This window comes from Nocardia barduliensis (assembly GCF_013315795.1).
Taxonomy (GTDB): Bacteria; Actinomycetota; Actinomycetes; order Mycobacteriales; family Mycobacteriaceae; genus Nocardia; species Nocardia barduliensis.
Genome location: NZ_JABLTE010000158.1, coordinates 1 through 12,971 on the forward strand (window position 1 = coordinate 1; position 12,971 = coordinate 12,971).

Below are 12,971 nucleotides of genomic sequence, written 5' to 3' on the forward strand. Positions count from 1 at the left end.
GTTCGCCCTCGGGTCGAACCGGGGCGCGTCGTTCTTCGCCGAAGCAGGCGACGTCGACACCGCCGCGGTACTGCTGCGCTTGGACGACGAGACCCTCGCCACCGTGTCGCTGACCCGCTACAACGGGGCGGGGTACGACGTTCGACTTGAAGCTTTGGGCTCCGAAGGGAACGCGATCGTCGGGTTGGACGACCGCGCGCCCTTGACTTCCGCCGAGCCCGACCATAGCCCCTCCCCCTATCCGCCCTATGCGGGTTTCATGGAGCGGTTCCGCCCGGCGTATGCCGACGAGCTGACGGCGTTCATCGAGGTCGCCAGCGGGGAACTCGATAATCCCTGCCCACCGGGCGAAGCGCTGGAGGCGTTCTATGTCGCGGAGGCGTGCGAGCTGTCGCGGCGGGAGGGACGAGCGGTGGAGGTCACCGAAGTCCGGCACTGACCTTGCCCCGGTAGACCGCCAACGACGACCACGGTGCAGCCGCCGGATACGTTCACCGGCTTCGCGGCCTGTAGTCCTGAGTACCCTGAGTTCGTGAAAGATCGCTCGCAGTATGCGAGGTATCAGCAGGACCGCGACGTGCTGGCCACGATCGGAACCCATCTCGATCCCCAGACCACTCGGATCAGCGTGCGATTGCCTCGGTCCGCGGCCGAGTCCGCAGTCGCTGCCTGGAACCGCGAAGAATCGGGCGGAATCGAGGACGAGAACCGTGCGGAGCACGAACTTCGTGACGCTGCCGCCGAGCTGGCTTTGATCGGCCTGGCAATCAGCACGCGCGGGGTATGGGAGGGTGATGAGGTCGTCGTCGACCTGCACGTCCTCCAGATCGCGGCCGCATTGCGGGCCGCACAGTAGGTCAGACCGCCGCAACGCTGGGCCGCCCACCCCAGCGCAAGTCTTTCGCTGGACAAACAGGTAGGCAGCAACGAGGTCAGTGGAATCCGCACACCGACGCACGGACGCACGAATCGCCCGGACAGGCACGACAAATGCGAGCGGGTAGGCGAAAATAGCGAAGGAACGCGCACGAGGGGGCCTCATGAGCACGCATACGACTGTCGGCCACCCTGTCCAGCGAGCATGGCCGGTCGTCGGTCACGGCCTGGTACTACGTCGCAAGCCTTTGGAGTTCTTCGCCGAGCTGCACCGAGGGCCGGAACCGTTGGCCCGAATCCGATTGGGCAGCAGAGACGCTTACCTGGTGACCGCGCCCGAGCTGATCGACTCGTTGCTGCGCGGCAAGGCGGCGCACAGCGTCGAGAAGGGGGCATTCTTCGAGGCCATGCGGGCGCTGCTGGGCGATGGTTTGTCCGTGTCGGCCGAGCCCAAGCACCTGCGGCATCGCCGCCTGATGGCACCGGCCTTTCACCACGAGAAGATCGCCGGCTATGTGCGGATCATGCAGCAGGAAGCCGACGCCATGGTCGACAGCTGGAGTGACGGCGCCCGATTGGAACTCGATGACCGATTGCGGGTGCTGGCCATGCGGATCGTCGCGAAGGCGTTGTTCGCCAGTGAACTCGGTGCGGAGGTGGTCGCCGAGTCGCTGCGTTCTTTCCCGGTGATCGTCGACGAGCTACCGAAACGCACCATGATGCCTTGGCTGGCGCACATACCGCTACGCAACCGCGAGTTCGACACCGCAGTGCGCAGACTTTCCGCTGCGATCGACCGCATCATCGCCGAATATCGTGCCGCCGAAACAGATTACGGCGACTTGGTGTCGATGCTGCTCACGGCACACTTCGACGACGGCACCGGACTCAACGATCGCGAACTCCACGACGAGGTGATGACGCTCTACGCCGCCGGCTTCGCGACCACCGCCAACACCATGGCCTTCGCCTTCTACGAGTTGGCGCGGCGAGCGGACGTGCGCGAGCGAGTCGAGGACGAAGTGGCCGATGTGCTGTGCGGCGGCCCCGTCACCGCCGACAATATCCAGCGACTCCAGTACACCGAGCGAGTGATGGCAGAGACGCTGCGCCGATACGCTCCCACCTGGCTCGGCACTCGCGAGACGATCGAGCAACTCGACCTCGGCGGAGTCACGCTCCCCGCGGCCACCACGCTCTTCTACTCGCCGTACACACTGCACAACAGTCCGAAGCACTTCGACGATCCAGCACGGTTCGACCCCGACCGATGGACGCCGGAATACCGCAAAACCGTGACCCGATCCGGGATATACCAGCCCTTCGGCATCGGCAACCGAAACTGCATCGGCGAGCCCTTCGCGTGGTACGAAGCGGTCACCATCTTGGCAACGGTGGTCGCGCGGGCGCGGCTGGAGTTGGTGCCGGGGGCTGTGGTGCACGAGGTCGCGCGCGCCACACTGGAGGTGAACCACCTTCCGGTTACGGTGCGGTTGCGGACTACTGCGTTGACCGCACCGTCGGACTGAACACCCTCGGCTGCATGTGAGGTCACAAAGTTCTTCGACCACGAATGATCGAGGCAGAGCCATGCGTACAGGGCTCAACCCAACGGTAGAGCCATCTCATCCATTACCGGTGAGTCGGCGAATGGCTGGTCTTGGCCGATCATGCGCCAACCCCACGCCTCGTATGCAGCGCGCGCAGGATTACCGACCCGCACGAGCAGGTACGCCAATGGCTCGGGGCGCTGCGACAGCAAGGCATCGTGGATTGTTCGCGCGAACCCTTGGCCTTGGTAGTCGGGATGTACGGCGAACTCGCGAAAGATATAGACCGGTGCGCCGTTCGATGTCGGAGGGAATTGCGGGTACACCCGTAAGGCTTTGTTCCACACCACTTGCGATTGACTGTATGGAGTGCCGAAGGCGTAGCCGATCATTCGGTTATCGATCCGGCCTGCTACCAGCTCGAACCCCGCTATCGGGGCGTACATCTCTTCCAGGCGCTCCCAGAATCGCCCTGGGCTATACCATGGATCGTCCTGCTGCTCACGGTGCGAATCCGCGTACACGACCCTGAGTTCGTCTGCGAGCGTGAGTGTTCCGGCGGCGTCGTAGCGGGCGAGTTCGAGTGAGCGCGAGGTCACGACTCGAGGACCTTTTCTGTGCGCATCGCATCGTCTCGCAGCAGTTCATGAAGTTCTCGCGCGTTTCGAGTGCGCCGATGCTCCCTCGGTACGGCCGCGAGGACTTGCTCACCCAAGCCCATGACGTAGCGCGTCCGGTGTTCGACGGGCAATTCCTCCAACGTGGTCGTCGCGTATCCGGCGCCCTCGCTCGGGTCGCCAGCTGAAGCCAGGCAGAGCGCGCGCTGCAACTCGATCTGGACCGGCCCGCGCCGACTGTTGGGCGGATACAGGTCGAGCGCCGCCGACTGCGCCTCCTCCGCCCGGCGTGTATCCCCGAGATGGGAGTACACGAAGCTTTCCGCGAACCGCACACGCTCTTCCGGATACGCCCAGCAATGCCAGCCGTGATCGTTCGTCATGCGAGATGGCAGAGCGTCGAAAGTCCTACGCAGATCGTTCAATGACGACTCGGCTTCTTTGGCACGGCCCAGCAGGGCGAATGATTGAGCCCGTGCGGCGAGCAGACTCGGCCTACCGACTCCCGGACCATCCTCGAGCAGGTGTTCGGACTTGTCGACTTCGTCGATGATGATCTCGGGTTCTTGTCCGTCATAGATCGCCCGGATAGCAGTGCGCCCCCGGACATACATGATCGTGTGGAGGTCACCGGAGCAGTCTGCGGCGTAGCGGGCCGTGCGCCACCAGCGCATCCCTTTCCATCGGCGGCCGAGGTCTCCGACGGCCTGAGCCATGTACTGGCTCAACAAAGCGCCTATCTTGTACAGCTCGCGGCGCTGACTTGGGTCCGGGGACAGGCCGAGCGCGACCTCGAGACTCAGGACGTCCACCAACAGCATCTCGTGCAATTCGGTGGCCGTATGAGTAACCTGCGCGGCCCCATATTCGCGAACGATCTCGTTCCACTCTTCGAGATCCATCGACCCACCATCAGAGACGGCGCGATTCAGGCCCTGCCGAGCCGACTCCGATCCAAAGGCCATACCGACACCGGCGGCTGACGCGCTGAGCAGAAAAGTTCGGCGTTGCACGTCGTCAACCTCTCTCCCCGCGCTCGGCGGGAACATCGGCGGATCATCCGCCTCCATGTTATCGCCGCCGATTCCGCGCTCAGCCGGACGAAAGCCGAGTTCCGCGTCAGTCGCGACGCCGAGCACAGCCCGCAACCCGGCGCGGTAGTCGGCGTTCGGCCAGCGGAAGACACCGCGCTCCAACTTGCCGATGTAGTTGCCGGACAGCTGAACAACTCGGCCTGTTCGGCGATACACCCAGGCGTTCACCGCGCCGGCGAGTTCTGCTCGCGACAACGGATGCCCGGTCGATACTGACCTGGTTCGCGCTCTCGCAGCGCTGAGCTGGTGATTCGGTTCAGACAAGCCCGTCCCCCTCGTTCGGTAACCCGCAGCCGAATCATGACAGTTATTGCGGGACATCAGAATCGGAACCGACCAGGCATCCCACGCTTCTCCCCTTGTCCTCCCTCGAACGGGCGTTCCCGCAACGCCCCACCGCGACGGAATCTATTCCCAGCACTCGTCGCCGGATCCACAACCGGCTCTCCGGCGTCGAGTGCCCGTCCTCGATCGACTGGAAAAGAAAGGCAGAGGAATGCAACCGGTTCGCAGGTATGCGGGAAGTGGCACAGTGCACGAAGCGTCATTCGTGCACGGCGTATCCGCCGACACCTTGGTGTCCAGGTGCCGGTTCTATCGTGAGGTATGTGGCCTGCCCGCGCGTGTGCAGCCGCAACTCCGCCAGCTCTTCATCCCCTCGGGCAGTGTCGGCGGAATCACCACCCCCGCCGAGCTCGGTGCGGCCGTCAAAAGCCACATGCAGGGGCGCGGACTCCAGATCGGCCCGATCGTCTCGCATCCCCGGTCGAAACGATGGACATTCCTCGTCGTGCCGGACGTCCCCGGTGACGACATGGCACTGTTCGGCGAACTCTTCCGCCTCAACGCCTCCGTCTCCCGCCTCGGCGCACAGATCGCCCTACCATCGCCTGCCGACCGGCACGGATTTCGGGTGTGGGTGCGACCACCCCGTGACAGCTACCGGCCGTCAGGTCTCGCCGTCATCGAATCAATCCGTGCATGTGCCCGGCCTCATCCGCGCCGACTGCGATAGGCAAAGGCCGCAAGATGCACCCCGCCGAAGCGACGGCGTTGAAACTACCGCTGCCTCGGCCCGAATCTCGACGGGAACGAATGCACGAGCACTCGAATACTGATCGACAGGTCGAAGCAGTCGTCATTCGGAATCCAGATGGACCCGTCGATCTCCATATATTCATCGACGGCTTGGAGACACCCATCACAGAATTCTTGATCGATGCGGGTGCCGGGTGGCACTGGGCGGATTGGAAGTACTGCCGAGACCGAAACCTGTCGGCCGCTTCCCCGTCAGCAAGGCTAGCCATGCTGGCCGCGTACGCCGACCCGCCAGGCGGTAGGTATGTCCGCGATCGCGGCGAAGCACACTGGCTCGACAACATACCGAAAACATCGATAGCAGACGAGGATCAACGATGATATGGGATCGGCTGACGATTGGCTGCTGGGTCAGCACGAGTGATGGCTGCCCTGTCAGGCTCGTTGTAGGCGAGGACAGCGAATCTGTGACATTCGTGTTCGGAACATCCGGCAACGAGTTCGAACTCACGATCGACCGGTCAACCCTGGCGGAGATGCTTCGGCTCGGTTCGCAGGCGTTGGGTGTGCTGGCGCCAGTCAGCCGTTGAACGATGACGAGACGCTATCGATCGAGGATCGTGCGCGCGATGTCATCGATCTGGTGCAGCAGTTCGGTCGGCGCGGCCCCGAGGTCGAGAGCGCGGCAGTGGATGGTTATGCCGGAGCGCACGAGTTTGTGCGTCTTCACCGGACCATTGCCTTGCGCGTAGATCAGGTGGCCTTCCTCGAGACCGAGCGTCGAGCAGTATGCAAGCATCTGGTAGATATCGGCTTCAGGAAATCGTTTGGGGCGCTCCACTTTGTACTTGGCATCGACGACCGCAACGGGGCGATCAGTTTCGTCGTACCAGACCAAGTCCGGCTTCATGAGGATTGTTTCCGCCTCATCCATCCAGATCCGAGCCTGCGTGACCGCACGTCCGCCATATCGACGCATGGCCATGGTCAGAGCACTCGTAACGAAGTCCTCATAGATCTTCCACATGTCGAACATGAACCCCGTGACGGCCAACCTCCCACGACGTTGGTCGAAGGAGCTGTTGTCCAGGATGACCTCAGACAGCCGGAGCACATCGTGGTATCTGATGTTCAACCTGGTCGGATGCCACGCGGGACGGGTGACGTTCCGCCCAGGAAGGGCCACATCGTTCATTTGATACCGGATACGACCGAGCTTGTGCCGAGCCTCAGCACTGATCTGCGGCAGAGCGCTGAGCATCGCAGCCGCCGCCAGGACAATTCTGTTCTCGGCTATATCGGTGGTGAAGTCGTCATACTCGCACGCGACCGGCAACGGCAAGCCGTGGCGGCGGGTGACCTGCTCGTTGAAATCTATGCGACCGCGGACCAGCTGTAGTGATTCGACTTTCGTTCGGTAGCCCTGCAGCAGACCACCCTCCAACGCTCGAGACGCCAAGCGAACGAAGGACTCGGAGACGGCCGGATAAAGGCCATCCGCCTTGTCCAGATGTACCACTTCATCACGCCATATTTTCGGGTTCGAGCAGTATCCGATGAAAAAGAGGAGTCGCGTGAGCTCGGTTATCTTCGGTCGGACGTCGATTTGGATTGACCCGACCTTGATCGAACCCACCTTCTTACCAGGCTTGATCGTGTATCGCCCACCACGGGTGGACGAGACAGTGACGAAATTCGCCTCCGCTAGAGCATCGAATTCCCCCGGCGCGAGATCGACAATCTTTGACGTTCCGAACTCGATCAGCTCGATCGGTGGTTTCAATGCGCTTCCACCTACGCGACGTCGTCGATGTCAACCGACGCGCGCTCAGCGATGGAAGTCAATGAATAGAGTTGTTGCACATCTTTGTTGGCGTCACCGAAGTGGTACTCCTGAAGGAGGGGGATGATGGATGTCCGCCAGGTCAAGTCCAAACCCCTCCTGGTGAGCGCCTCAGGCCGCATGAAGTACGAAGGCCCGATCTTGAAGTCCTCATCTTCGATGGTGTCGTTCAGCATGTCGACGAGCTCCGCGGCCATCGTGCTGTGTCCATTCGCCTTCAGCCAGTTCCGCAGAATGCTTCTGGTCGGCTCGTCGGAGGGATGCAGAGACATGAATGCGAACCGCCGTCGCATCGCCGAATCAACGAGCGCGATGGACCTGTCCGCAGTGTTCATCGTGCCGATGATGGCAATGTTCCGGGGTAGCGAGAAGGATTCCTTACCGTCCGAGTACAACAGGTCGATGCACTCGTTTCGGTACTCGAGGAGGTAGTAGAGCTCACCGAATATTTTGGCGAGGTTTCCACGATTGATTTCATCTATGATCAGCGTGTACACCTTGTCAGGATTATCGCGCGCATCATCCGCCAGCTGGCGCAGGGGTCCCTTCTGAAGGCGATAACCGAGTTGTCCTTCGTTCGACCGGACCGGGCGAAACCCTTCGAAGAAGTCCTCATACGAGTACGCGGGATGGAACTGAACGATCTTGACGTTGTCCTTGTCGGAGATATGCTCGGCCAGTGCCTTGGCCAAGTATGTCTTGCCGGTCCCCGGTGGTCCGTAGAAGATCAGCTGTGGTCGATCGCGGAGAAGGTCGATGCATTCCTCGAGCCAAGCCTTGGGCACGTACAGCCGCGCGGCCAGTTCGTCGGTCGCGTCCGCGAACGTCGGTTTGACATCGGACTGCTCGATCTGGTTGCGCTTCGGCCGCCACGTGAAGCCGAAAGTATCGGAGAAGATGTTCATCAACTCGGCGGCGTTCTCCAAGGTGAGTTGCATCGACTGACTGCTCTTGGGCTGAGACTCTCGTTGGTCGGAGCCGAACGTGGACAGGTGAATGAGCGGGTTGTCGTCGGAGTCCCTGATCACCTTGTATTGGCACGTGACAGCATGCTCGACCTTGTGTGGCCGGATCTCTTGTTGGCTCGGTACGATCTCGCGGATACGCGCCATCAGTTATTGCTCCCGTCCGAGCGACGATACGAATTTGCGGATGTCGTGCGGCGCGGGGCGTCACGCCGGACCGACGCCGGGTTGTCCCGGCTCGGCGCGCGGGTCAGGAGGAAATTCTCGATCGAACTGACGGCCCGAAACCGTTCACGCCTCGTCCGCCCCGAGTCAGCCATGGCGACCAGAATAGACTTGCGCACCGACACTTTCGGCGAAGCTGGACCTCCAGCGTCGGTAGCGTGCGCAAACGGGCAACACGCGGGTGACGACCTCGGTGACTCCAAAGCCGATGCGATCGAGTCCGGCGGAGGGTTCGAGTCGTCCTATGCCTTCACGCACCTGTTCGATCCCTATACCGACCCCCGCTCGCGCTGGCGCTGGCGCGCCCGAGCTGATGATCGCTCGTCTCGACGGTGAACTCTGCGGGCGGGCTGGGGTTGGCACTCGCGCATCGTCACGCACTCCGCGTTGATGAGTTCTCAGGGGAGGCGGCGATATCGCGCATCCACTGCCGAGAGCCGGGGCGGCTATGTCACGACTCGCCGGATGGGGCGCGCCGAAGACCCGTCATGGCTCGTACTCGGCGGTGGATCAGTCGGCGATCTTGCGCGTCACCCGATCCGGCAGGACCCCGGCCCCGACGAGTTCCTCGTAGATCCGCTGCTGCTCATCGTCGAGATTCGAGTACAGCATGTCGTACGCCAGATCTTCCTCGGCGAGCACCGCGACCGGATCCCAGTCGTCCCCGAGTGCCGCGACGACGGCGCCGCGGCGTCGTACCTCGTCCAACGTGAGGTCGTAAGCAAAATCGTGGTCGGCCATTCAGGCATCTCCAACCAGGTTCTTTCCAAAGCGAAGTGATGACGATGCCCAACCACGCCCCCTCGGGCAATGACCTGGATCACACTTCGCAGTTGGCTTCGTCACATTCTGCAGTGCGACATCGGCGGCCGGTGACGAGCTCGGCATTACAGGTGTCAGAGGGCACTATGCAGGCAGTAGCCGCGCGATGACCTCGGTCAACTGTTCGACGTTGCGGCATTCGTGCATCGTCACGCACTCCGCGTAGACGTGGGCCGCGGAATCGCCCGTCGACCACGATCGCGACGGCTCGGGATTGAGCCAGTAGGTGTGCTTCGCGCGGTCGACGATGGTCTGCACCGCAGCGAGATTCGGGTCCGTGCGGTTGGTCCGCCCGTCGCCGAGGATGAGCACCGACGTACGCGGGCCGAGCGCGTCGGCGTAATGGTCGATGAACCCTTGAAAGGCTTCGCCGTAGTTGGAGCTGCCGAAGCGGGCGACCTTGGTGGAGCGGATGATTCGGGCTACGGTGCCGGGAGTCGGCAGTTCGCCGGGGTTGAAGAAGTGGGTGATCTCGTCGCAGGTGTCGACGAAGCCGAAGCTGCGGACCTTGCTGAACTGGTCTTGCAGGGCCTGGACGAGGTGGAGGGTGAATTCGGCGAAGCCGGTGACCGAGCCGGAGATGTCGGCGAGGACGACCAGGTCGGGGCGGCCGTGTTTGCGGGCGCGCAGGACCGGGTCGATGGGGACGCCGCCGGTGGACATGGAGCGGCGCAGGGTGCGGCGTAGATCGATCTGGCCGCGCACCGCTTTGCGGCGGCGGACGGCGAGGCGGGTGGCGAGTTTGCGGGCCAAAGGATGGACGAGGCGGCGCATTTCGGCGAGATCCTGTTCCCGGGCACCGAGGAAATCGACCTGGTCGGAGCTGGATTCGACGCCGCGGCGGGCGATGTACTCGGTGCCGCGCAGTTGCGCCGAGCGCAGCCGGGCCTCGGTCTGGACGGCGGTGCGGAATGCGGCCAGGCGGCGGTTGGCTTCGATGGTGTGGACGGCGGTGTCGAGCTGGGAGGAACCGTTCATGCCCGCGACGATGCGATCGAGGAGTTCTTCCGGGCGTAGGGCTTTCATGGTCAGGTAGGAGGACCAGCCGGCGCCGGACGCGGTGGTGACCGGGCCGGAGGTCTGGCCGGTTCCCACGCTGCCGTAGCCGCCGAGTTCGGTCAGCGCCTGGCGTGCCAGTTCGGCGACGGAGTCCGAATCGTCCTGCGCCAGCGTGGAGACGAGCCGATCTCGCAGCGCTTCGATGGATTCGGGCGTCGACGGCTCGGCGGGCTGTGGCTGCTGTGCGGTCAAGAAGTAGAGGTCGAAGAGCTGGTCGAACACCGCGCGCTGACCATTGCGGCGCAGCAGGCAGGCGGCCATGCCGGAGCGCAGACGATCGCGGTCCGCCACTCCGAGCGCGACCATCGCCTCGGCGGCATCGATGGTTTCGCTCGGTCCCGCGTTGATCCCGTGGTCACGCAGCAGGCCGACGAACTCGACAAGCCGATCGGTCACCGAGCCGCGGGCTTGACGCCCCGCCCCACCGGCGCGCCCGTCAACCATGCTCACACCACACCGACGCTGATCGGCGGTAGACAAATGGCGGCCGATCGACTCCGTATTGCCGCCCTATCTCTACCCTCACCGCACTAGTCACGGTGGGGTTTGGGTGCAGTGTGGGACTGCGCCTCATTGCGCCGCCTTTTCCTGCTCGGGGTCCGGGGCGGGCAACCCGAGCTGTTCGATCGCCAGGCGGTGGTCGGACCGATACTTCAGCAGCACACCGAGCGTCGACCGGACGACGTCGCCGGACAGATTTCGCGCACCCAGCGCGACCAGGGTCTTCGCCCAGTCGATTGTCTCGGAGATCGACGGAGGCTTGCGCAAGGAGAGCTGCCGGAGAGCACCGGCCACGCGGACCACCGGCTCGCCGAGCGCCTCGTCCAGCTCGGGAACCTTCATCCGCACGATCGCCCGCTCCAGCTCCGCTGTCGGGTAATCGATGTGCAGATAGAGGCAGCGCCGCTTGAGCGCTTCGGACAGCTCGCGGTGGGCGTTGGATGTCACGATGACGAACGGCTTGCGCACCGCGGTGACGGTGCCGAGTTCGGGGATGCTCACCTGGTAGTCGCCGAGCACCTCGAGCAAGAGCCCTTCCAGTTCCACGTCGGCTTTGTCGAGTTCGTCGATGAGCAGCACCGTGGCGCGCGGGTTGCGGATGGCGGCCAGCAACGGGCGCGCCAGGAGGAACTCTTCGGTGAAGACGTGGTCGCGGGTGCTGTCCCACCCTTCCTTGTCGCTGGCGGTGATGCGCAGCAACTGCTTGGCGTGGTTCCACTCGTAGAGGGCGCGCGCCTCATCGATGCCCTCGTAGCACTGCAGACGCACCAAGTCGGACGCGGTCGCGGTGGCGACGGCCTTGGCCAGCTCGGTCTTGCCGACGCCCGCAGGCCCCTCGATCAGCAGGGGCTTGCCGAGGTGGCCCGCGAGGAACACGGCGGTGGCGATGTCGAGAGACGGGAGGTACCCGGCCTCGGTGAGACGCCCGGTCACCTCGTCCACCGACGCGAAGAACTTACTCATCGGTAACTAGTTTAGCCGGGCGGTCCCGGCTTCAGCTCGGCCCCGGTGTCCGGAAATGGCTCGGTTCGGCGTCGGACGGCACGGCGCTCGCCATGGTGAACGGTTCGACCAGCGCGCGCAGTTCGACCAGGCGCCTGGCGTGCGCGTCGAGTGCGCGGTCCTCCTCGGAGTCCGGCGCCCACTGGCGCACGGCACGCGCTTTTCCGTCGTCGTCCACCGCGACGACCACCGCGAGACCGTGCGCCGCCAGCGCCGGTTCGTCGGAGTGCGCATCGGTGGAGGTCACATGCACGCTCACATGCATACTGCGCGGCCCGGTGTGGATCAGTCGCGCGGTGACCTCGACGACGTGGCCGATCACGATCGGACGGTAGAAGCGGATGCCGCCGAAGTAGGAAGTGAGCACGCGCTGTCCGGCCCAGTTCGCGCCGCACACGTACGCCGCCTCATCGATCCACCGCATCGTCCGGCCACCGTGGACCTTGCCGCCCCAGTTGATGTCCGAAGGTGCCGCGAGGAAGCGCAGCGTGGCGCTCGGCGCGGTGCCCGCGGAGGTGTAGCGCTGGGCGGCCATCGCCTCCTCGATCTGCTTGCGCACCGAAATCCTGGCCCGCGCCTGCCGATGCCGCCGCATTTCCAGCATGGTGGTCGGATTCCATTGCGGGACTTCCACATTGCACCTCTGCTCGTCCACCGCGACGAAGATCGTCAGGCATTGCGCCGATTGGACCTGCTGCACCCGGGTGGGATCGGTCGAGTAGACCGTCACGAGGATGTGCATGCTGGTGCGCCCGGTGTGCACGAGGTTGGCGTGCAATTCGACCAGTTCGCCGACCGCGATGGGCCGGTCGAGATGGATGTTGCCGACATAGGCGGTGACGCAGTAGCGGCCGCTCCATTGGGCCGCCGCCGCGTAGGCGACTTTGTCGATCCATTCGAGGAGTTTGCCGCCGTCGACCGATCCCAGAATGCCCGCGTCGGCGGGTTGGACGAGAAATCGGTGGATCGCCTCCGGACGCCGACCGGCCGAGGCTGGATTCGAGACGGTCGCGAGAGGAATATCGGTCGATTCGGGCAAGGTTCACAATCCGTTCGGGCAGAGAATTTTCGGCTACCTGACCCCGTTGTCGGGGAGAACCTTAGGCCCCGGCGGCAGTACGAGCGAGTAACGAACGGCAGCGGAGGCAACGCGATCCACGCTCCGGGATGAGCAGCCACCTTCCGCGATCGCTGAGCAACACACATGGGGGGTTGCCCCTAATGCTGCGGTTTGATTTTGCCCGCAGGGGAGACAACCCCCGTGACCTTTCGCGCGAAGTGCGCAAGAGTGAAGTCGTGCAGTCCCTGCCCCGTCGGTAAGCGCGACCGCGAAGCAGTGACCGTAGATCCAAGATCTGTCCGCGGGGGAGGTCGTGGGC

12 protein-coding genes are annotated in these 12,971 nt (G+C 63.8%); 4 read left to right on the forward strand and 8 right to left on the reverse strand.

The window, feature by feature from the left end; translation table 11 throughout:
* The 3 genes from HOV91_RS36030 to HOV91_RS36040 form a co-directional block, all read left to right on the forward strand.
* Positions 1-439: Gfo/Idh/MocA family oxidoreductase (locus tag HOV91_RS36030; protein WP_246351442.1), on the forward strand; the 439-nt coding region annotated here is incomplete at its 5' end.
* A 33-nt stretch (positions 440-472) separates the two neighbouring features.
* Entirely contained in the window at positions 473-856 is a 384-nt protein-coding gene (locus tag HOV91_RS36035) for a hypothetical protein (RefSeq protein WP_217441511.1), read from the forward strand.
* A 184-nt stretch (positions 857-1,040) separates the two neighbouring features.
* Positions 1,041-2,405 carry a cytochrome P450 gene (locus HOV91_RS36040; protein WP_174189686.1) on the forward strand — a complete coding sequence of 455 codons (1,365 nt, stop codon included), beginning with the start codon at positions 1,041-1,043 and terminating at the stop codon, positions 2,403-2,405.
* A 74-nt stretch (positions 2,406-2,479) separates the two neighbouring features.
* On the opposite strand, the gene HOV91_RS36045 is transcribed toward HOV91_RS36040, so the two are convergent.
* Positions 2,480-3,025, reverse strand: coding sequence for a GNAT family N-acetyltransferase (locus HOV91_RS36045; protein ID WP_174189687.1), 546 nt, complete (start codon positions 3,023-3,025; stop codon positions 2,480-2,482).
* Positions 3,022-4,458: an NsdA family TPR-like regulatory protein gene (locus tag HOV91_RS36050; RefSeq protein ID WP_498072330.1), complete on the reverse strand. Its 1,437-nt coding sequence runs from the start codon at positions 4,456-4,458 to the stop codon at positions 3,022-3,024. Before HOV91_RS36050 ends, HOV91_RS36045 begins: the two co-directional genes overlap by 4 nt.
* A 1,094-nt stretch (positions 4,459-5,552) precedes the next feature.
* On the opposite strand from HOV91_RS36050, the gene HOV91_RS36055 reads away from it, so the two are divergent.
* On the forward strand, positions 5,553-5,765 hold the full coding sequence (locus tag HOV91_RS36055; RefSeq protein WP_174189689.1) for a hypothetical protein: 213 nt from the start codon (positions 5,553-5,555) through the stop codon (positions 5,763-5,765).
* A gap of 14 nt (positions 5,766-5,779) precedes the next feature.
* On the opposite strand, the gene HOV91_RS36060 is transcribed toward HOV91_RS36055, so the two are convergent.
* From HOV91_RS36060 to HOV91_RS36085, 6 genes are all read right to left on the reverse strand, one after another.
* Positions 5,780-6,958, reverse strand: a complete 1,179-nt coding sequence (locus tag HOV91_RS36060; RefSeq protein ID WP_174189690.1) for an McrC family protein — start codon at positions 6,956-6,958, stop codon at positions 5,780-5,782.
* Positions 6,959-6,969: 11 nt separating this feature from the next.
* Positions 6,970-8,130 carry an McrB family protein gene (locus HOV91_RS36065; RefSeq protein ID WP_174189691.1) on the reverse strand — a complete coding sequence of 387 codons (1,161 nt, stop codon included), beginning with the start codon at positions 8,128-8,130 and terminating at the stop codon, positions 6,970-6,972.
* Between the two features lie 588 nt (positions 8,131-8,718).
* The gene (locus HOV91_RS36070; RefSeq protein ID WP_174189692.1) at positions 8,719-8,949 is read right to left on the reverse strand and encodes a DUF6400 family protein; all 231 of its coding nucleotides are present in this window, start codon (positions 8,947-8,949) and stop codon (positions 8,719-8,721) included.
* 165 nt (positions 8,950-9,114) lie between these two features.
* Entirely contained in the window at positions 9,115-10,533 is a 1,419-nt protein-coding gene (locus HOV91_RS36075) for a vWA domain-containing protein (protein WP_174189693.1), read from the reverse strand.
* Positions 10,534-10,659: 126 nt separating this feature from the next.
* On the reverse strand, positions 10,660-11,553 hold the full coding sequence (locus HOV91_RS36080) for an AAA family ATPase (protein WP_174189694.1): 894 nt from the start codon (positions 11,551-11,553) through the stop codon (positions 10,660-10,662).
* Positions 11,554-11,584: 31 nt separating this feature from the next.
* Complete coding sequence (locus HOV91_RS36085; RefSeq protein ID WP_217441512.1) at positions 11,585-12,631, reverse strand: acyl-CoA thioesterase; 1,047 nt, start codon at positions 12,629-12,631, stop codon at positions 11,585-11,587.
* Positions 12,632-12,971 lie beyond the last annotated feature (340 nt).